This window comes from Paraburkholderia sp. (assembly GCF_024281035.1).
GTDB lineage: Bacteria > Pseudomonadota > Gammaproteobacteria > Burkholderiales > Burkholderiaceae > Paraburkholderia.
In genome coordinates this window covers 11,388-29,293 of record NZ_JAMXLH010000001.1, presented here as the reverse complement: position 1 = coordinate 29,293, position 17,906 = coordinate 11,388, and the positions used below count along the sequence as shown (strand labels likewise).

Sequence of the window (17,906 nt, the reverse complement as noted above, 5' to 3'; positions counted from 1 at the left end):
GCGCCGATGATCCACGCGCAGATCGCCGCAGGACCCGCAATCTTCGCCGCCTTCCAGGCGCCGAACAGCCAGCCCGAGCCGATAATCGACCCAAGACCGGTAAACATCAGCGCAAACGGGCCGATATTCCGTTGAATAGAACTTTTCACACGTTCTCCTCTATCTCCAAGAACGGTTCGATGCCGATAACCCCGTCGGTATATAAAGCAGGCGGGTTTTCACAGCAGTCGTACCTCGTGCGCACCTTCAGGATTGCACCCATAAGTGCAACCCCTACGCGGCGCGTAGTTTAACCGGTTGCACCACTCAGTGCCGCCAAAAATCTCTTGTCAAGTACGAAATAATCATTACGTAAGCAAGATTCGTAAGAATTTGATACGACCCTAACGTAAAAAAACGTTTCCGTTTCCCGCGTCCCAGTTGACCTTCACGCGAATTCGCCGTATAAAGTCCGAGCAGGATTTCAAGTGGCGAGTGTGAAGTGGTCTTTCGTAGTTCGCCCATCAACGGTACTCCGGTTGGTCCCATACCCCTTCCTTGATTTTCGTGCACCTCTCGGGCTTCGGCCTCAATTCATTTTTAGGAAAGTAATATGGAAACCGGTACCGTCAAGTGGTTCAATGACGCAAAGGGCTTTGGCTTCATCACTCCGGACGGCGGCGGCGAAGATCTGTTCGCGCACTTCTCGGAAATCAAGGTCGACGGCTTCAAGACCCTGCAAGAAAACCAGAAAGTTCAATTCGAAGTTCGCACCGGCCCGAAGGGCAAGCAAGCTGCGAACATCAAGCCGGTCTAAGCTCATGGCTCACCAGGATCGCTGGAACGCGGTCCTGTCAGGCTAGCTTACCGAAAAACCCCACGCTTCTTCCTGAAGGTGGGGTTTTTTCATTTCTGCCGCTTTCCTGCCGCTTTCCTGCCGCTCGCGAGGCCGCGTCGGACTGGCCCGCAGACGCTCCCGCTTCAGCCGAACAGACGCTGGGCGTGAATGCCGAGGCCCGTCGCCACGCTCGCCAGCCTGTCGCCGAACACCGGTTGCGCCTGCGAAAACGCCTCCGACAGCGCCTCGGTCAAGAACAGCAAACCGGTCGAACCGCCCGTGAAATACAGTGCGCCGACCTCGGCGGGCGCGACGCCCGCAGCCTGCACCGTATCGCGCGCGGCCTGCACGATGCGGCGCGTTTCCTCACGGCCCGCTTCGATTAGTTGCGCGTCGCAGAAGGCAAGACGCAGATCGGCCTCCACCGTTTCCAGATCGATCATCGTCTCCCCGCCAGCCGAAACGCCGATCTTCGCCTCTTCGGCCCGCCCCGCCAGCGCATGCCCGAGACGCTGCTCGACCACGCGCATCAGCCGGTCGTGGTGCCGCACGTCGCCGTACAGGTGGCGCATCAGTTTCAGTTCGGCCGTGCGCTTCGGCGTGTAGATCGTGTTGATCAGGTGCCAGGTCGCGAGATCGAAGTAGACCCGGTTCGGGATTTCACGGCCTTCCGGATCGAGCGTCTGGTAGCCGAGTTCGGGCAGGATCGTCGAGAGTTCCACACGGCGGTCGAAGTCCGTTCCCGCGACGTGAACACCGTGGTGCGCAAGCACGTCGTCCTTGCGTTCGAGCCGCTGCATGCGCTGCGGGCCCACGCGCACGAGCGAAAAGTCCGAGGTGCCGCCGCCGATATCGGCCACGAGCACGAGTCCCTCTTGCGTGAGGCGCGATTCGTAGTCGAATGCGGCCGCAATGGGCTCGTACTGGAACTGGATGTCACGAAACCCCACGGCACGCGCGGCGGCTTCGAGCTGTTCCTCGGCGAGGCGGTCGGCGCGCGCATCGTCGTCGACGAAGAACACCGGGCGGCCGAGCACCGCGCGCGTAATCGGCGCGCCTGCACAGGCTTCGGCGCTGCGCTTCAGGTGCTCAATGAAGATCGCGATGATTTCGGTGTAGCGGATTGCGCTGCCGTCGCCGAGATCGGTCGTGGCGGTCGCGAGCGGCGAGCCGAGGATGCTCTTCATCGAGCGCATTAGGCGCCCGTCGAAACCGTCGATGTACGACGCCAGCGCCGCGCGGCCGAACTCGCGGGTGTGCTCGTCGGCGTTGAAGAACACCGTGGTCGGCAAGGTGGTGTGCTCGCCTTCCACGGGCGCGAGCCGCATCGCGCCGCCAGCCGGGGCCACGGGCAGCGCCACGGCCGAATTGGAGGTTCCGAAGTCGATCGCGCAGAACGTGGTCATGGCAGATGGGCGCCACGCAGAGCGCGCGCAAGTATGGACGGGGAGGACGGGCTTTGTATCACAGAAGTCCGGCGCGCGGCAATCGCAGCACGTCGGCGCGCCAGCGCCGGGAAAACGCGCGGCCAGGCCGCGCGTTTATGGGGGCTTATGGGGATTTATTGGGGGTTTATCGGGATTTTATGGGCTGCGCAAAGCCCTGCCGCGCGGCGTGCCGGATGCGGGTCACGCCTTAAAGGGCTGCTTCCACGCGTTCGCGTAGGCCACGTCGCCCACCGCCGAGCGCGTGCGCTCCGCCTTTTCGCGATCGCGCAGCACCGGATCGAGCTTGTCGACGTCGCCGTAATGGCCGATCGAGATGATCGCAAGCGGTTCCACGTCGTTCGGCAGCGCGAACTCCTTGCGGAACGCGTTGACGTCGAAGCCGCTCATCTGGTGCGCCGCAAGGCCGAGCGCGTGCGCCTGCAGTACGAGCGACATCGCCGCTGCGCCCGCATCGTATTGCGCCGTGCGGTTCACCTCGCCCTTTGCGTTGAGCGTGAGCGCCGTCACGGCGATCAGCACCGGCGCAGGCGTGTTCCAGTTCTGGTTGAACGGCACGAGCGTCGCGAACGCGCGCTTGAAAGCCACTTCGTCAACCGCGCGGTCGAACACGATGAAGCGCCACGGTTGCAGGTTGTAGCCCGACGGCGCCCAGCGCGCCGCCTCGATGACCGCGTGCAGCGCCTCGCGGCTGACGGGTGCGCTCGAATACGCGCGTGGGCTCCAGCGGCCTGCGATCAATTCATGGATGGGCACGGCTGTCTGTGCGGTTTTTTGCTTCGTCATGCCTTGTCTGTCCTCGGTGTGTGAGGGCGGCTCGCCCGGAGCCCATAAGAATAACCGCGCGGCGTGAAACCCGCTCGACGTACATCGGCAGCTCGAACGCCCGCGCTTACGCGGTTTGCACAGCAACGGTGCGCTCGCCGCGGTTGATCCGCAAAACGAGGAACGAAGCGACGAGGCACAGCCCGCCGGAGATCATCGACGCAACCGTGTACGTGCCGAGGCTCGAGCGCAGCAGCCCCGCACCGTAGGCCGCGAACGCCGCGCCAAGCTGATGCCCGGCCACCACCCAGCCGAAGATCACCGGCGCGCGTTCCTTGCCGTAGACATCGGTGGCAAGACGCACCGTCGGCGGCACGGTCGCGATCCAGTCGAGTCCGTAGAACACGGCGAAAATCGGCAGACCGAAGAATTCGATTCCGAACGCGTGCGGCAGATAGATCAGCGAAAGCCCGCGCAAGCCGTAGTACCAGCAGAGCAGCCAGCGGCTGTTGAAGCGGTCCGAAAGCCAGCCCGAAAGCGTCGTGCCGAAGAGATCGAAGATGCCCATCGTCGCGAGCAGCGACGCGCCCTGCACCTCGGTCATGCCGTAGTCGCCGCACATGGCGATAAGGTGCGTGCCGACGTATCCGTTCGTGCTCGCGCCGCAAATAAAGAAACTGAAAAACAGCAGCCAGAAGTCGCGCGTGCGGCTCGCCGACGTGAGCGCACCCAGCGCGATCTTCAGCGGATTTTCCTGCGGCTGCGGCGGCGCAACCGGCATGTCGTGCCCTTCGCCGTAGGGGCGCAGGTTCAGGTCGGCAGGCCGTTCGGGCAACAGCAGCGCGACGAGCGGAATCACCGCCGCCGCGGCCACGGCAACCACCAGCACGACCGGCTGCCAGCCGAATTTCTGCGCAATCGCCGCAAGGAACGGCAGAAACACGAGTTGTCCCGTGGCCGAGCTTGCCGTGAGGACGCCCATCGCAAGGCCGCGGTGCGTCGTGAACCAGCGTGTCACGACGGTTGCCGACAGCGCCAGCGCCGCGACGCCCGTCGCTCCGCCCACCATCACGCCCCAGATCAGGACCATCTGCCACGGGTGCGTCATCATCGACGACAACGCCACGCCGCCGCCCATCGTGGCGAGCGCCGCGAGCAGCGTCGGACGCATGCCGAAGCGCTGCATCGCCGCGGCGGCGAACGGCCCCATCAGCCCGTAGAGCGCGATGTTCACCGAAATCGCGAGCGAGATCGTCGCCCGGCTCCACCCGAACTGGTGCTCGAGCGGCACCATCATCACGCTCGGCGTCGCGCGTGTGCCGGCAGCCGCCAGCAGCACCAGAAACACCACCGCCACGACAAGCCATCCGTAGTGAAAACGCCCGCCGACCCACTTCGCTGCCCAGTTCATCCGCGCTCCTGTCGCTCCTCGCGGAGCCGCGTCCTGCCCGATTTTGTCCGCCTTGCTTCTTCACGCTGCGCCGCCGGTTTGTTACCGATCGGTCACAAGTGCGTGTTGCGATACTAGTTACCGCTCGGTAACATGTCAAGCAGATCCCTTTTATCGAGAATGTCATGACCGACCTCGAACCGACCGCCACCGCCCGCCGCACGGGCAAACCGCGTACGCAGACGGCGGGCGCGCGCGCGCATGAGCATCTGCTCGATGCAGCGGGCGAACTGTTCTATTGGGAAGGCGTGCGCGCCGTGGGCATCGAAGCCGTCGTGGAGCGCGCGGGGCTCAACAAGATGAGCCTGTACCGGCAGTTCTCGTCGAAAGACGATCTGGTGGTTGCGTATCTGAAGCGTTGCGACGATCGATTCTTCGAGCGCTTCGAATCGAACCTCGCCAGGTATCCCGGCGAGCCGGTCAAGCAGTTGATCCACTATTTCGAAGACCTGTCGCAACGTGCGTCTGTGCCCCACTACCGCGGCTGCCCGTTCGTCAACGTTGCGGCGGAATTTCCGGAGCCGTCGCATCCGGCGCGGCTCGCGGTCGCCGACAACAAATCGAAGCTGATCGCGCGGCTCACCACGCTGGCCACCGAGGCGCAGGCGACGAATCCCGCCGCGCTCGCCAACGCGCTGGCGCTCCTGATCGAAGGGGTCTACGCGGCGAGTCAGACTTACGGCCCCGGTTGCGACCCGATCCTCGCCGCGCCGCACACCGCAAAGCTGCTGATTGAAGCGATGTGCCCGACGCCGGGTGCGTGCGGCGGCGCGGCCTGACCAATCGTAGAAGCCGGACGTTCGCTCGGGTGCCGCCTCACGCGAGGTCCACCTTGCAGACTTGTCGTGCAGACCCGCCGTACAAGCCCGCTGTGCAGGTCCGCTGTGCAAGCCCGCTGTGCAGGGCCACCGTGCACGACTGTCGTGCAAGCCCACCGCACAGGCCCGGTAGAATCACGCCATGAACGCTATCGCCGCCCAGCCCTCCGACGCCAACGCCGCACATGCGGAGATCCTCGCCGCAACCCGCCACTGGCTCACGCGCGCCGTGATCGGCCTGAACCTGTGTCCGTTCGCGAAGAGCGTGCATGTGAAGCAGCAGATCCGCTACGCGATCAGCGAGGCGACCGATCTGGAGGGCGTCCTCACCGATCTCGAAGGGGAGCTGAAGACGCTCGATGCCGCCGATCCCGAGCAACTCGACACGACGCTGCTGATCCTGCCCCACGCGCTCGCCGATTTCGCCGACTTCAACGACGCGACCTGGCTCGCGGATCGCCTGCTCGAACAGTTGCGCCTCGAAGGCACGCTGCAGATCGCGAGTTTTCATCCGCAGTATCAGTTCGCGGACTCGGCGCCCGACGACATCGAGAACTATACGAACCGCGCGCCCTACCCGATCCTGCATCTGCTTCGCGAAGCCAGCATCGAACGCGCGGTGGAGGCGTTCCCCGATGCCGCCGACATCTATGAGCGCAACATGGAGACACTGCGCCGCCTCGGGCTTCAAGGCTGGCGCGACTGGATGAGCCGGGACGGCGAGTAGAAAGGGATCAGGCGTCGGCGACGCTCGCGGTTGCCGCGCCTTCGTCGATGAAGAAGCGCTCTTTCAGATCGGCAAGACCGAAGGTGTCCAGGATTTCCGTAAGCCGTTCGGCGGGCCGCCGCCGCGGCAGATTCTTGTACTGGGCGATGATCAGTTCGTTCTTCATCGAATGTTCCCAGCCCACCAGCTCCGTCACGCTCACCTGATAGCCGTGCGCCTCCAGTTGCAGGCAGCGCAGCACGTTCGTGATCTGACTGCCGAACTCGCGCGTGTGCAACGGATGACGCCAGATCTCGGTGAGCGCCTCGCCGAGCGACTTCCCTTTGTTCCGCCGCAGCACGCCCGCCACCTCGGCCTGACAGCAGGGCACGACGACGATATAGCGCGCGTGCTTTTTCAGCGCGAAGCGCAGCGCGTCGTCGGTGGCCGTGTCGCACGCGTGCAGCGCAGTCACGATATCGACCGTCGACGGCAACGCTGTCGACGCAATCGAATCCGCAACCGAAAGGTTCAGAAACGACATGCCCCCGAAGCCGAGCCGCTGCGCCAGATCGCGCGAGCGCTGTACGAGTTCGTCGCGCGTTTCAATACCGAAGATGTGCGACCCGTCGCGCAGTTCCTTGAAAAACAGGTCGTAGAGAATAAAACCCAGATAGGACTTGCCCGCGCCGTGGTCGACGAGCGTGACGTCATGCCCATCCTGCTTCAGGTCTTTGAGAAGGGGCTCGATGAACTGAAACAGGTGATAGACCTGCTTGAGCTTGCGGCGGCTATCCTGGTTCATCTTGCCGTCGCGCGTCAGGATGTGAAGCTCCTTGAGGAGTTCGATCGACTGGTTCGGGCGAATTTCGTAAGTCTTGCTGGACATCGGGTCAGGCACAGGTAGTGAGTCATTTACCGCGAAACGTGCGACAGATGACGGAAGGAGTAGGGTTGGCCTGTCATTTTACGTAAAAAGCGTGACCAGGCTGTCAATTGGCCCGCGACGCCCGAAATGCCAATCCGCGTTCGGGCGCCAGGAAGGGGTTGATTACACGGCACGGAGGACATCGATCCTCCATGTCGACGAAGCACCGGCAGTAGCACCAGCAGCGAGCGCGACTGGACGGCAACGGGCCGGGCAGCGCGTGCGGAAGGTCATTCCGGCAATGACCGGCGTCGACAGGACAGGCACGTCGCAGTTCACCGATGCGCAACATGCGCCCGGCGCTGCACGTCCTTGCATGGGGCACGCAATGAATACGATACCCGACGGAAACGCCGAACAGAAATTTCAGGAACTGCTCACGAAGCTGGTCACACTTCCTGAGTGGACGGAAAAGCAGCAACTTGAACTCGAGATGGCGCGCGACATCTCGGTACAGATGCTGCAGATCGCCGAAGTCATGCGTGACGGCACCGCCGATCTCGAGACCTGCCTGATCCTGCTGAAGTATGCAAAGGTTCTCGAGTTCGTGATGTCGTCGCTTGCCGCGCGCCGCGATATCAAGCCACAAACGTTGCGCGTGATTTTCAAGCTCGCGGGCCTGACGGTCGACGAAGCCTATCCGGGCTGATGCGCTGGCGAGCATCGCGCGCTGGAATGTGCCGATGCCGCAGCCTCGCGCCGGTGTACCCGGGCACCAGGGCATCGGCCAGGCCGCTTTTTCCGCGGCGCCGCGCCGTGCGCGCCATCAGCGTCGCTTCGCCTCACCTCAACTCACGCGCTGCGAACCTTCAGACGCCATAGCGATGTCACTTCCTTCGCGCGCGCTTCGTATAGCGGATCGGTGCGGTCCGCTGCCTTCGGATGACGCGCGCGGATATCCTCGCGGCCAACCACTTCCAGCCCCGCATTGACGATCATCTCCATGAGCGCTTCGCGCGTGCGCAGGCCAAGGTGCTCTGCGAAGTCCGAGAGGATCAGCCAGCCTTCGCCGCCAGGCTCCAGGTGATCCTTCAATCCGGCCAGGAAGCCGCGCAACATGCGGCTCTCGGGATCGAACACGGCATACTCGATCGGCGACGCGGGCCGCGCCGGCACCCACGGCGGGTTGCACACGACGAGCGGCGCGCGCCCTGCCGGAAACAGATCCGCTTCCACCACTTCGACGTACCCGCTGTAACCGAGCCGGGCGAGATTCTCCCGAGCGCAGGCGAGCGCGCGCGGGTCCTGATCAGTCGCAACGATCTGCCTGACGCCGCGCGCCGCCAGCACCGCCGCGAGCACGCCTGTGCCCGTGCCGATATCGAACGCCTTGTCGAGCGAAGGCAGCGCCACGCGCGCAACCAGATCGACGTACTCGCCCCGCACCGGCGAAAACACGCCGTAGTACGGGTGAATGTGCGCATGATCGAGCGCCGGGATTTCGACACCCTTCTTGCGCCACTCGTGTGCACCGATCAGTCCGAGCAGTTCGCGCAGCGACACTGCGGACGCCTCGCCCGTCGCGGGTCCCCACGCCTCCTCGCACGCAGGCTTCACGTCGGGCGCGCGGCGCAGGGAAATCGTGTAGTCGCCTTCCAGCGGAATGAGCACCATGCCCAGCGTGCGCGCGCGTTGCGACTGCGCCTGGCGGTGCAGATTGAACGCGTCGAGCAGCGAGTCCGGCGCCTTGCGCGGCTTGCGATCGGCGCGGCGGGCGAGCGCCTGCAATAACTGGCGCGCGTTCTGATAGTCGCCGTGCCACAGCAGCGCCGTGCCTTCGCAGGCGAGGCGGTAGGCGGCGTCGGCGCTCGTGCGGTCGTCTGCGAGGACGACACGCTTCGGCGGCGCAACGCCAGCCTCCGAACGCCAGCGGACACTGCGTGGGCCGTCCGTGTCGGGCCAGGTGAGAATGGGAAAGTCGGTCATAGGTAATAGGTAGCAAGCGATACGGCGAGAGCGGCGCCATCATATAGCAGAGCCGGAAGGCATGTTCCGCGGCCCCGGCTTGCCATGATCATCGTCCACCTGCGCGCTGGCGTCGACCCGTCCGAAAGTCATAGGACCCGTATCGGCGCGGCGGGCATGGCGAAGCGCGCGAAAGAGCACGGCAGCACTCTCAAGACCAGCCACAGCGAGACAATAAATCAGCGGTACGAATCAATTGCGCCTGCAAGCAATCGATTCGGCAAACGCCCGGAACGGACCAAACGAACCAAACGAACCAAACGGACAGGTGCGCGAAAAGCAAAAAGGGTTGCAACCGAAACGCTGCAACCCTCTATATCGAGGCCCGATCAAGATGAAATGCGATGCGGCCGCGGAACGCGAAAATCAGTTACCTCACCGGCCGCCACCCGCGGCCCGGGCCTGAAAAACCTTCACCGCTTCAACGAGACGGCCGGTACGAATCTGCAGGTCTTCGGCAGCGTCGGCCGACTGCTGCACCAGGTTGGAATTCTGCTGCGTCATCTGATCGAGCTGCGTGACCGCCACGTTCACCTGGCTGATTCCGGAGAATTGTTCGTTGGTCGCCGAACTGATTTCGCCGATCAGATCGGCGACGCGGGTGACCTGCCCGAGAATATTGCGCATCGCGTCGCCGGCCTTGCCGACCAGTTCGCCGCCCGAGGCCGTCTTGGCCACGCTGTCGTTGATGAGCGCCGTGATCTCTTTGGCTGCGGACGAACTGCGTTGCGCGAGCGTGCGCACTTCACCGGCGACCACGGCGAACCCGCGTCCGTGCTCGCCGGCGCGCGCGGCTTCGACGGCGGCATTGAGCGCGAGGATGTTGGTCTGGAACGCGATGCCTTCAATCAGGCTGATGATCTCGCTGATCTTCCTGCTCGCTTCGGTGATTTCGCTCATCGTCGCGATCACGTCGCGCGCGACGGCGTTGCCTTCCGAAGCCGCCTGACTCGCCGAGGCGGCAAGCCGGCTTGCCTCGATTGCCGTATCGGTGTTGTTCTTCACGGTGGCCGTCATCTGCTCCATCGAGGCGGCCGTCTCTTCGAGGCTCGCAGCCGACTGAAGGCTGCGGTCATTCAGGTGCTGGTTACCCGCAGCGATGTCGCTGCTCGCCCGCTGGAGCGCGCCGAGTTGCCCGCTGACGTCGTCCACCAGCGATCGCAAGTTGAGCCCTGACTGATTGATCGCCCGCAGGATCATGCCGATCTCGTCGACGCGGTTCAGGTGCCGGTTTTCGCCAGGCTGGCCCGCTGCCACGGCTTGCGCCTGGTTCAGCACCGCGTGGAGCGGCCGGCTGATCTGTGCATCGAGCCAAAGCGTGGCAAGCAGCGAAATGACTGCCGCCGCGCCGCAGAACGCACCGAGCATCGGTCCTTGCAACCCGGCCAGCCAGGCGGCGAGCACGACAAGCACAAGCGACGCGAGCGTACTGGCACCGATTCGCCAACGCACGGACAGCGTTTGCAGCAGCGACATCCAGCCGAGCATCCCGGTTCGCACGACGAGCCCTTTCCGAAAACCGCGCAGACCAGCCTTGTTTTCGCGAAAGTCGCGGTAGAGGCGTTCGGCTGCCTCGACCTCTTCGCGCCCCGGATTGGTGCGAACCGACATGTAACCGACGGTTTGTCCGTCGTGGATGACCGGCGTTGCATTCGCCCGCACCCAATAATGGTCGCCATCCTTGCGCCGGTTTTTGATCAGCGCGGTCCACGAAAGGCCTGCTTTTAGCGTCTCCCACATATCCGCAAACGCCTGCGAAGGCATATCCGGGTGACGTATCAGGTTGTGCGGCTGCCCCAGGATTTCGTCGGTATCGTAGCCGCTGACTTCGATGAATGCTTCGTTTGCGTAGGTGATGTGGCTGCTTGTGTCCGTTGTGGAAAGGAGCGTCGCGTCGGGAGGGAAATGAAATTCTTGCTGCGTGATCGGTAGATTGGTGCGCATTTCGTAGCGTGAACAAATTTCTGACACCGAAGCATGCTTGCCCGGGTGACCTGCCCCGCCCTGTTTAGACGTGCCGCGACGGATGTGCAGGGTGCGCGCGATGTCCCGAATCCAGCACGGCAGCCATCTATGCGCAACGCATGAAGTATTCACAGGTTCTTGTGTCGACATCAAGGTTTACAAGAACTTTCGTTGCGATTGTGGTTAAAACCATATAGGCAACATCGCACCCTGCCGTCGCCGGGGATTTTCTGCTAGCGGGAAGTTCGGCCAGGTGAGTTTGCGTGGCGCGTGATGAGTGGTGCCTGGTGAGTGGCGAGGCTGCTGCAATCGTGTGGAGATTGCTCGCCATCCTGAGCGCGCCGATGAACGGAGGCGACCTGAAATGCCCATATCGCGCGTGAGGATTACCGGACTCGAATCCGGCGTTTGAACCGCAGACATTTTGACGCAGATTAATAAACCATTCACTATCGCGCGAATGCGGGCGCCTGCATACACGCCAATAATTCATTAATATTCAAACACTTAGCGCAAATACGCGAAAACAACGAAGAGCCGCGGGGTCTTTACCTGCGCCACAGCTGCGAGGCGTAGAATTCGCAGCTTCAGGCAATCTGCGTGCGGCGTTACATGCCGGTGTGCACGATCCCCCTAATCTGGTTTTAAAGGAAGTTGACATGACCGAAACCGGCACTCACGTTTATCAGTTCGACGCACGCGGTCTCTCGAAGCGCCTGCGCCACGCATCGATCTTCGCCGCCCTCGAATCGCTCGATCACGGCGAAACGATGCGCTTCGTCAACGACCATGACCCGCTGCCCCTGCTGCAACAGATCCAGCAGCGCTATGGCAATCAGGTGCAGGTCAATTACGTCCAGCGCGCCGCAGAAGGCGTTGTCATCGACATGCTGATCTCCATCCCCGGCGCCGAAACGGCAGCCCCGGCGCGTACGAGCTGCTGCGGCGGCGGTTGCGGCGGCTAAGCTGGCAGGAACGCAGCCGGGCAGCGCGCGATTTCGCGAGGCGGTAGCCAAACTGTGAAGACTGTGAAGAGCACCCCAAAAATTGGACATCGATCCGATCTTTGGGGTGTTTTTTTTTGAACCGCTCCGCGCTCACGCGAACACAAAGCGCCGGTCGAGCCGGTATTTGACGAAGTACCCGAGCATCAGGCCGAATGCGCCGCCCGCAAAACGCGCAAACTCGGTGTGAAACAATCCCCACGCGCCGAATTCGAATCCCCAGAACACCAGCGTCGTCACCACACCCATCAGCGAGTAAAGCAGCAGGCTTTGCATGCCGTGCGCGAGATCGCGGTGGCGATAGCGAAAGATCCACTTCTTGTCGAGCAGGAATTTCAGCACCAGTCCGCCGCCCGTGCCGATCACGACCGATAGCGGCAGACAGAGCGGCCCGCGATACGCAAGCAGCGAGAGTTTCTGCAAACCGAGGTTCGCAACGATCGAAATCGCCGCGAACAGCGTATAAAGCACCGCAATGTACGTCGTGGGCAACCCGCGATCGGAGATGTCCGTGGTGCTCACAGCGAAAGCCTGTTGAAGATGCGCTTCGGGATCGAACGGATGATCAGCATGATCGGCGCCCAGAACCACGGCGTGTAGAGTACGTCGCGCCCGCCTGCGATGGCCCGCACGATGTCGCGGCCAACGCGATCAGGCGTAGCGACGAGCGGACCCTTCAGCGACAGGTCCGCTGTCATCGGCGTGGCAACGAAGCCCGGCTTGATCGTGACGACGTGCCCGCCCACCTTCCTGAGACGCACGCGCAAACCTTCGCAAAACGTACTCAGCGCCGCTTTGGCACTGCCGTACAGATAGTTCGACGGGCGGCCGCGCTCGCCCGCCACCGACGAGATCACAGCAAGCGTGCCGCAGCGCTGCGTCTCGATGACGTTGGCAAAGCGCGTGAGCAAGGCAATCACCGAGGTCGCGTTCGTCGTGAATTCGCGCACGGCCAGATTCGCATCGGTCTCGCATGCAGGCTGATCCGGCAGCGTGCCCGGCGCCATCAGGACGATATCGATCGAGCTCAGGGCGTTCACGCAGGCGTCCACGGTCTCCGAATGCTCGTCGAGACAATTGATGTCCAGCGCTCGCGTGAAGACGGCGCCGGCGCCGCGTGCGGTCAGATCGGCGGCGATTTGCTGCAGGCGATCGCCGTGGCGTGCGATCAAAAAGAAGCGCGTGTCCGCGGCGATCCAGGCGCGAGCGCACGCGGCAGCAATGGCCGACGTCGCACCGACAATAACGATGTTTCTCATGTTCGAGTCGTTCTCTCCCAAAAGCGCGACAGCAAGGCCGGATCGCGCAATGCTTCAACCTGTTCCCAGCGCGGATACGCGGTGCGAAAGTCCTCGCCGCTCATGTGAGCGTCCTTGGCAGGATATTGCCGGCCGTGCACCTCGCGTACGATCGCGTCGAGCCGCTCGAACAACCGCCGGTTCGATGCCTCCCGTTGCGGGAAGTCGAGTGCGAGCGACGTGCCTTCGCGCGGAAACGACAACCATCCCGGCGAGGCGACGTCGCCGCAGCGTTTGAGCACCGCGAGAAACGATCCTGTTCCGCTACGCGCGATGGCGTCCAGCATCTCGCGCAACGCATCACGCGCGGCATCGGGTGGAATCACGCATTGATACTGCTGAAACCCCGCGCGGCCATAGATGCGGTTCCATTCCTGCAACGCGTCCAGCGGGTAAAAAAATGTGTCGCAATCCATCGCAAAGTGCGCCTCTCTGGCGCGCTGCCGACGGAAATACGCTTCGTTCATCACGCGCAGCGTAATATCGTTGAACACAGGCACCGGCATCGTGAACGGCACCGTTCGCGTGCGGCGCGCGGCGAGCGCGAGCGGACCCTCCGCCGCGTGATCGCCGGCCATGAACACGCCGCGCCCAAGCGACTTGCCGCTGCCAAGACAATCCACCCACGCAACGCTGTATTCATGCAGCGGGTCCAACTGCTCCGAAAGCGCAAAAAATCCGTCGAGGTTATCGAAACGGATGCGGGTGACGTCGATGCGGCTCGATCGAACCGGCATCAACTGGATTTCGACCCATTCGATCAAGCCGGTAAGACCGAGCCCGCCGATGGTCGCCGCGAAGAAAGCGGCTTCCGATTCAGGCGTGCACGCGAGGCGTGTTCCGTCGCTGCGCAACAGGCTGAAGCGGCGCACATGACACCCGAACGTGCCGCGCACGTGATGGTTCTTGCCGTGTACGTCGTTCGCGAGCGCACCGCCGAGTGTCGCGTATTGCGTGCCCGGCGTGACCGGCAACATCCATCCGTGCGGCAGCGCGAGCGCGAGAATGTGTCCGAGCGTGATGCCAGCCTCGGCGCGCACCACGCCGGTTTGCCAGTCGGCCGCGATGAGCCGGTCGAGCAGCAACGTGTGTACCACTTCCCCCGATGCTGCGAGGCAGCTGTCGCCGTAGCTGCGACCATTGCCGAACCCGAGTGTCGTGCCGCAGGCTGCCGTTGCGTCGCGCCACGCGACCGCGATCTCGTCGCGCCACGCGACCGTACGGGCCAGTTGCGGCTCATACGGATAGCGGCCCCACGACAGCACGCGTTGCATCGCTTAAACCGCCAGCCAGAAGATGACCGCGCAAAGCGCAATCACGAGCCAGCTGGCGCGATCCTTCGCGGCGAAAACGACCGGATCGTCGTGCATCTGCCCGCGATGCGCGATCAGCCAGATGCGGCTGATCCAGTACAGCAGAATCGCGCAAACCGGCCAGATCCAGTCGGGATGCCGATAAAGCCGCGCGGTGTTGCCGTCCTGGATGTACAGCGCGAGCACGAGTACGGACAGATACCCCGCCGCGGCGCCCAGTGACGAGATCAGCGGGAGATCGGTCGATACGTAGCCGCGGCCGCGCGATTTCACGAGGCCGCGCGCCTGCAGCGTATGAAGTTCGGCATAGCGCTTGACGAGGGCAAGGCTCAGAAAGATGAACATCGAAAGGGCCAGCAGCCAGAAGCTGAGCGGCACCGCGATAGCCATCGCGCCTGCGACGATGCGCGCGGTGTAGAGCGCCGCGAGCGCGACCACGTCCACCATCACCTGACGTTTCAGATACAGCGAATACGCTAGCGTCAGCGCGTAATAGCCGAAAAGCGCGAGCGCAAAGCGCGCGGGCAGGTCATTCAGCGCGAGTGCGAATCCCGCCACGAGCAGAATGGGGAACAGCGCGATGCCCCAGCCGAGCGGCAGTGCGCCCGACGCCAACGGCCGGTTGCGCTTGGTCGGATGATGACGATCGTCGTCGAGGTCGAGCAGATCGTTGAGCAGATACACGCTCGAGGCGCAGAGTCCGAACGCGATGAACGCGAGTCCCACCGACAGTGTCGGCGCCACATGCAACATCCGGTGCGCCGCCAGCAACGGCACGAGAATCAGCAGATTCTTGAGCCATTGGTGGAGCCGCAGCGCATGGCTCCAGACGCGCCACGAAGCGGGGCGCGTCTCGATCACGCGTTCGACGTTGCCGAGTTCGCGCGCGGCACGCATCACACCGCGTTCGGGATTGACGACCCACGCGCGCTCAGCGCTCGCCCACACCGCGAGGTCGTCGCGCGAATTGCCCACGTAATCGAAACCCTTGTCGCCGAAGGCTTCGACGAGCCGGTCGCGTTTGCGATGCGCCGAAAGATTCACATCGCCTTCGGTCGCGAACACCTGATCGAACAGTTGCAGATGATCGGCGATCGCGCGTGCATAACGGCGATGCGTAGCGGTGGCCAGCACGAGCTTGCGTCCCGCGGCGCGCTCCTCCTTGAGTTGCGCGACCAGGCCGGCGTCGTACGGCAACACGGTGACTTCGAGATGCGTGAATTCCGCGAGTCGCGCCTTCAGTCCCGCCTTGCCGCCACGAACGAGCCAGACCAGCATCAGCCAGCAACGCAGCATCGGCCGCTTGACGAAAGCCCACGCGCACTCGATCAAAACATCCGTTCGCAGCAACGTGCCATCCAGGTCGACGACGAGAGGCCGGTTGGTCCTCATGCGGTCGATGGGCGCGAGGTTACTCATGCGGCAACGCCACGAACAGTTGATATGTGCGCGGCGGCAGGACCATACCCCACGCTTTCTTTTGAAGGTCGATCGTCACCGGTTGGGCGCCACTCAGCGCCCGAGCTTGTGCGACGCAGGTGACGTCGTCGGCGCGGCAGGCGAGCAGCGCGCCATGCTTCGCGATATCGGCCTCGCTGATCCACGGCGACGTTTTAGGTGCGCTGATGTTCCAGAATCGCGCCTTGCCGCCATCGTAAAACACAATCGAACCCGCCTCGTGCATCGGCCCGCCGACGATGCCCAGCGGCCGGCCCGTGCGCTCGTGCCAGAGCGCCTGGGCGGCGGCGGCCAGTTCGGCGCGAGGCTCGGCTTGATCATCGGCATTGTGACGCGCCTGAAGATAACCGACCGTGCCCGAAATCGCGAGCACCAGCAGCCAGTACACAGCCAGTACGCGCCATGCGCGCCGCGGTTCAACTCTGATGTCCGCACGCGTCAGGACGGCCAGCCAGAGCGGGACGATCGCGAACCACTGCGCCATGCCCCACACCGAGGCCATCTGCGTCTTGCCGAGCACCGCAATCAGGCCGACCGCCAGAAGCGGACCCAACGCCAGCCACCACAGGTCCGGATGCAGCGACGGTTGGACATAACTGAGCGCCATCAGCCTGGCTGCGCGTTGCTTCGATGCGCGCACGAGCAGCAGCACGAACACGAAACTGAGTGCGAGATAGCCGAGCTGAGCCAACGTGTAAATACCGAAGCGGCCAACGGCGGCCAGCAGCGTGCCGCCGGTGCGCTCGGATGCGTAGACGAGCGTCGGGAAGTGGTTGAGCACCATCCAGCGCACGTGCGGAAACAGCACGAGGGCACCGGCCACGACTGCGAGCAGCGCATCGCGGCTCATCAGGCGAGCGCGCCACGCCGGTCGCGCGAGCAACGCGGCGAACAGACCGGCCAGCAGGACGATCGAGAAATATTTGCCGAGCACCGAGAAAGCCGCGCACACGCCGAGCGCCACAGCAGCGCTGCTGCGCGCCCGCCGGCTGCCCGGCTGCACGAAGCGGACGAAGAAATATGCGGTCCACGGCCACACCGACAACAGAACCGAGTTCGGATTGAACTTGATCGCGAGATTGGAGTAGAGCGGCGACACGGCCATCGCGAGTGCGGCGACGATGGCCAACTGGCGCGGCAGGAAACGACCCGCCAGCGCGACGATCCCGCACAGCCCGACCAGCACGTTCACGGCCGACAATGCGAAATAGGCAAGATCGGTATGCGGAAACACGCTGAACCACGCAGCAGCGACCCACGACGAAAACGGCGGATGCTTGGCGTAGCCGCCCTGCCACTCGATGCCCCAGACAAGGGTCTCGACCATGTCGCCCTGGTTGTCGAGATTGCCTCGCGCGAGCCACGCGGCCAGCGTCCAGACCAGTGCATTGAGCGGCAACAGCCAGCCCAGCCCCATTACGCGGGCGGACAGGGATTCGGACTGGATTGCGGCGGCGGCGTTTGATTCAGGTGAAACGGTGGTCGTCATCGATCGTTCTTGAGAAAGTCTTTTTATGGTGACTGCCGGTTGAAAGCCGCCTGCATCCGGCACGCGCGCGGTTTTGATTGATCGGCGCCTGCACGGAATTGAAAGAAACTGTTAATTGTATCTCGTTTTTGTTACTGAATTAGGCAGGTTCGGCCTCCCTGTTTAAGCGTGGATAACCGGTGGCCGAATGGATTCCAGAGAGTGGGCAAAGCGGAGTCAATATTACCGGTCGCTTGTTATAACGCTCGACTCGGCCTCGAACGGCGGAGTGATGCATTACAGGAGATTCACGTGATTCACCGCATTTTTCCCAATACTTCACCACATGGCAAAACAGAGGGTTTTTTTGCAGTGGTCAGCCAATCCCGGGCACTGCATTAAGTCTTTCTTCCGCAACGGCCCGCGCCAATCCGTCATTGAAATGATGCCGGGCACATTCCCGATACGCATACAGACAGGACTGCGATACGTCGAATACCGCGCAC

The 17,906-nt window shown here is 63.2% G+C and carries 15 protein-coding genes and 1 pseudogene; 5 read left to right on the top strand and 11 right to left on the bottom strand.

The window, feature by feature from the left end; genetic code table 11:
- The first annotated feature begins 592 nt into the window (after positions 1 to 592).
- Positions 593 to 796, top strand: coding sequence for a cold-shock protein (locus Q0L30_RS00160; protein WP_027797379.1), 204 nt, complete (start codon positions 593 to 595; stop codon positions 794 to 796).
- Positions 797 to 960: 164 nt separating this feature from the next.
- Here Q0L30_RS00160 and Q0L30_RS00155 read toward each other — a convergent pair whose 3' ends face one another.
- The 3 genes from Q0L30_RS00155 to Q0L30_RS00145 form a co-directional block, all read right to left on the bottom strand.
- A complete protein-coding gene (locus Q0L30_RS00155; RefSeq protein ID WP_296649642.1) occupies positions 961 to 2,223 on the bottom strand; it encodes an Hsp70 family protein in 1,263 nt (420 codons plus the stop codon).
- A 222-nt stretch (positions 2,224 to 2,445) separates the two neighbouring features.
- Positions 2,446 to 3,048 carry a nitroreductase family protein gene (locus tag Q0L30_RS00150; protein ID WP_296649641.1) on the bottom strand — a complete coding sequence of 201 codons (603 nt, stop codon included), beginning with the start codon at positions 3,046 to 3,048 and terminating at the stop codon, positions 2,446 to 2,448.
- A 106-nt stretch (positions 3,049 to 3,154) separates the two neighbouring features.
- A complete protein-coding gene (locus tag Q0L30_RS00145) occupies positions 3,155 to 4,438 on the bottom strand; it encodes an MFS transporter (protein ID WP_296649639.1) in 1,284 nt (427 codons plus the stop codon).
- 164 nt (positions 4,439 to 4,602) lie between these two features.
- Here Q0L30_RS00145 and Q0L30_RS00140 point away from each other — a divergent pair, with 164 nt between their 5' ends.
- Complete coding sequence (locus tag Q0L30_RS00140) at positions 4,603 to 5,256, top strand: TetR/AcrR family transcriptional regulator (RefSeq protein ID WP_296649637.1); 654 nt, start codon at positions 4,603 to 4,605, stop codon at positions 5,254 to 5,256.
- A 181-nt stretch (positions 5,257 to 5,437) separates the two neighbouring features.
- Positions 5,438 to 6,022, top strand: coding sequence for a DUF1415 domain-containing protein (locus Q0L30_RS00135; RefSeq protein ID WP_296649635.1), 585 nt, complete (start codon positions 5,438 to 5,440; stop codon positions 6,020 to 6,022).
- 7 nt (positions 6,023 to 6,029) lie between these two features.
- On the opposite strand, the gene Q0L30_RS00130 is transcribed toward Q0L30_RS00135, so the two are convergent.
- On the bottom strand, positions 6,030 to 6,890 hold the full coding sequence (locus tag Q0L30_RS00130; protein ID WP_296649634.1) for an SAM-dependent methyltransferase: 861 nt from the start codon (positions 6,888 to 6,890) through the stop codon (positions 6,030 to 6,032).
- Positions 6,891 to 7,257: 367 nt separating this feature from the next.
- On the opposite strand from Q0L30_RS00130, the gene Q0L30_RS00125 reads away from it, so the two are divergent.
- Positions 7,258 to 7,578 carry a DNA-binding protein gene (locus Q0L30_RS00125; protein ID WP_296649632.1) on the top strand — a complete coding sequence of 107 codons (321 nt, stop codon included), beginning with the start codon at positions 7,258 to 7,260 and terminating at the stop codon, positions 7,576 to 7,578.
- A 143-nt stretch (positions 7,579 to 7,721) separates the two neighbouring features.
- Here Q0L30_RS00125 and Q0L30_RS00120 read toward each other — a convergent pair whose 3' ends face one another.
- Both Q0L30_RS00120 and Q0L30_RS00115 read right to left on the bottom strand, forming a co-directional pair.
- Complete coding sequence (locus tag Q0L30_RS00120) at positions 7,722 to 8,855, bottom strand: class I SAM-dependent methyltransferase (RefSeq protein ID WP_296649630.1); 1,134 nt, start codon at positions 8,853 to 8,855, stop codon at positions 7,722 to 7,724.
- 414 nt (positions 8,856 to 9,269) lie between these two features.
- Positions 9,270 to 10,838 carry a methyl-accepting chemotaxis protein gene (locus tag Q0L30_RS00115; RefSeq protein ID WP_296649629.1) on the bottom strand — a complete coding sequence of 523 codons (1,569 nt, stop codon included), beginning with the start codon at positions 10,836 to 10,838 and terminating at the stop codon, positions 9,270 to 9,272.
- 680 nt (positions 10,839 to 11,518) lie between these two features.
- Between Q0L30_RS00115 and Q0L30_RS00110 the strand changes: the two are divergent.
- Positions 11,519 to 11,746, top strand: a pseudogene (locus tag Q0L30_RS00110) (DUF2249 domain-containing protein); the annotation flags it as partial.
- Between the two features lie 210 nt (positions 11,747 to 11,956).
- Here the strand turns inward: Q0L30_RS00110 and Q0L30_RS00105 are convergent.
- The 5 genes from Q0L30_RS00105 to Q0L30_RS00085 are packed head-to-tail and all read right to left on the bottom strand — an operon-like array spanning position 11,957 to position 17,421.
- Positions 11,957 to 12,385 (bottom strand): GtrA family protein, encoded by a 429-nt coding sequence (locus tag Q0L30_RS00105; RefSeq protein ID WP_367277747.1) that lies wholly within the window; start codon positions 12,383 to 12,385, stop codon positions 11,957 to 11,959.
- The gene (locus Q0L30_RS00100) at positions 12,382 to 13,122 is read right to left on the bottom strand and encodes an SDR family oxidoreductase (protein ID WP_296649627.1); all 741 of its coding nucleotides are present in this window, start codon (positions 13,120 to 13,122) and stop codon (positions 12,382 to 12,384) included. Before Q0L30_RS00100 ends, Q0L30_RS00105 begins: the two co-directional genes overlap by 4 nt.
- Positions 13,119 to 14,435 (bottom strand): FAD-binding oxidoreductase, encoded by a 1,317-nt coding sequence (locus tag Q0L30_RS00095; RefSeq protein WP_296649625.1) that lies wholly within the window; start codon positions 14,433 to 14,435, stop codon positions 13,119 to 13,121. The genes Q0L30_RS00100 and Q0L30_RS00095 overlap by 4 nt, the downstream gene beginning before the upstream one ends.
- Positions 14,436 to 14,438: 3 nt before the next feature.
- Entirely contained in the window at positions 14,439 to 15,866 is a 1,428-nt protein-coding gene (locus Q0L30_RS00090) for a UbiA family prenyltransferase (protein ID WP_296649651.1), read from the bottom strand.
- A 19-nt stretch (positions 15,867 to 15,885) separates the two neighbouring features.
- Positions 15,886 to 17,421 carry a glycosyltransferase family 39 protein gene (locus Q0L30_RS00085; RefSeq protein ID WP_296649623.1) on the bottom strand — a complete coding sequence of 512 codons (1,536 nt, stop codon included), beginning with the start codon at positions 17,419 to 17,421 and terminating at the stop codon, positions 15,886 to 15,888.
- Positions 17,422 to 17,906 lie beyond the last annotated feature (485 nt).

Coding starts and splice junctions, on each gene's coding strand:
- Q0L30_RS00100 (WP_296649627.1), bottom strand. CDS start 13,122: ATGAGAAACATCGTTATTGTCGGTGCGACGTCGGCCATTGCTGCCGCG.
- Q0L30_RS00125 (WP_296649632.1), top strand. CDS start 7,258: ATGAATACGATACCCGACGGAAACGCCGAACAGAAATTTCAGGAACTG.
- Q0L30_RS00115 (WP_296649629.1), bottom strand. CDS start 10,838: ATGCGCACCAATCTACCGATCACGCAGCAAGAATTTCATTTCCCTCCC.
- Q0L30_RS00130 (WP_296649634.1), bottom strand. CDS start 6,890: ATGTCCAGCAAGACTTACGAAATTCGCCCGAACCAGTCGATCGAACTC.
- Q0L30_RS00085 (WP_296649623.1), bottom strand. CDS start 17,421: ATGACGACCACCGTTTCACCTGAATCAAACGCCGCCGCCGCAATCCAG.
- Q0L30_RS00140 (WP_296649637.1), top strand. CDS start 4,603: ATGACCGACCTCGAACCGACCGCCACCGCCCGCCGCACGGGCAAACCG.
- Q0L30_RS00135 (WP_296649635.1), top strand. CDS start 5,438: ATGAACGCTATCGCCGCCCAGCCCTCCGACGCCAACGCCGCACATGCG.
- Q0L30_RS00090 (WP_296649651.1), bottom strand. CDS start 15,866: ATGAGGACCAACCGGCCTCTCGTCGTCGACCTGGATGGCACGTTGCTG.
- Q0L30_RS00160 (WP_027797379.1), top strand. CDS start 593: ATGGAAACCGGTACCGTCAAGTGGTTCAATGACGCAAAGGGCTTTGGC.
- Q0L30_RS00150 (WP_296649641.1), bottom strand. CDS start 3,048: ATGACGAAGCAAAAAACCGCACAGACAGCCGTGCCCATCCATGAATTG.
- Q0L30_RS00095 (WP_296649625.1), bottom strand. CDS start 14,435: ATGCAACGCGTGCTGTCGTGGGGCCGCTATCCGTATGAGCCGCAACTG.
- Q0L30_RS00155 (WP_296649642.1), bottom strand. CDS start 2,223: ATGACCACGTTCTGCGCGATCGACTTCGGAACCTCCAATTCGGCCGTG.
- Q0L30_RS00120 (WP_296649630.1), bottom strand. CDS start 8,855: ATGACCGACTTTCCCATTCTCACCTGGCCCGACACGGACGGCCCACGC.
- Q0L30_RS00145 (WP_296649639.1), bottom strand. CDS start 4,438: ATGAACTGGGCAGCGAAGTGGGTCGGCGGGCGTTTTCACTACGGATGG.